This window comes from Pseudomonas sp. 05N434, assembly GCF_056396965.1.
This window is the reverse complement of record NZ_JBFTMK010000971.1, coordinates 1-840: the sequence shown is the minus strand read 5'-3', so window position 1 is coordinate 840 and position 840 is coordinate 1. Positions and strand designations below refer to the sequence as shown.

The following is an 840-nucleotide window of genomic DNA, read 5'->3' as shown; positions in this document are numbered from 1 at the left end:
GTAGTGGCGTTAGCGCATCTGGAATTATTTTCTTCCAGTTCTTGACATGCCTTTCGAACCWGTCCAGAATTGCGTCCATTCCTGATTCAGGAACACGAAAACCCCTTAGATTTCAAAGGGTTGGAAGCTAGATTAGAATCTTGTTTCCAGGTACGAGTTTACACGTTTGATGTTGCGCTACTGAACATCAGATGTTTGAGGCCGAATAGCAAAATGGTTATGCAGTGGATTGCAAATCCACCTACGCCGGTTCGATTCCGACTTCGGCCTCCACTTTAAACGAGCTCCGTAGATCCATGATCTACGGAGCTTTTTTATTTTCGCAGTCCTGCAAGATTTAGTCTTGAAAAGGGGATTTGCGAACTTGCTTCAGCGGGGCGGGATGTATATATTTCCCCCTCTGTTGCACAAGCGTCAGAACTGCCAGATCGTTATTTGGACAGTCTTCAGACTGCTTACCGCGCTACCGCCCGAATGGCGAAACTGGTAGACGCATGGGACTTAAAATCCCCCGCTCGTAAGGGCGTGCCGGTTCGATTCCGGCTTCGGGCACCATCTAAAATCAAGGGTTTGCGGGCGAAAGCTAATGCAAACCCTTGTTTGTTTCTGGTCCGCTATTTTGGAGTTGCTCCGCAATTCACTTGGTAGGAGTGACTTTCTTGCCAAGGCGATAACGGATGTATTGCTCCATCATCACCACTGTCGTATGCCCAAGYTGATCTCTCGCCTGCAAGATATCACCGCTGGACTCGGCTTTATCTGTACCTGCTTTGGCGCGTAAATCCCGCATCTGAAATTCAGATTTCTGGACGCCGGCGCTTCTCTGGCCAAATCAAACCT

General features: G+C 48.7%; 2 tRNA genes and 1 pseudogene. 2 read left to right on the top strand and 1 reads right to left on the bottom strand.

The features are described 5' to 3' along the window. Positions 1-199: 199 nt before the first annotated feature. Positions 200-273: transfer RNA gene (locus AC1DLB_RS31135), tRNA-Cys, on the top strand. A gap of 195 nt (positions 274-468) precedes the next feature. Next, positions 469-555: transfer RNA gene (locus AC1DLB_RS31130), tRNA-Leu, on the top strand. Between the two features lie 82 nt (positions 556-637). On the opposite strand, the pseudogene AC1DLB_RS31125 reads toward AC1DLB_RS31130, so the two are convergent. Next, positions 638-840 (bottom strand): annotated as a pseudogene (locus tag AC1DLB_RS31125) (site-specific integrase); the annotation flags it as partial.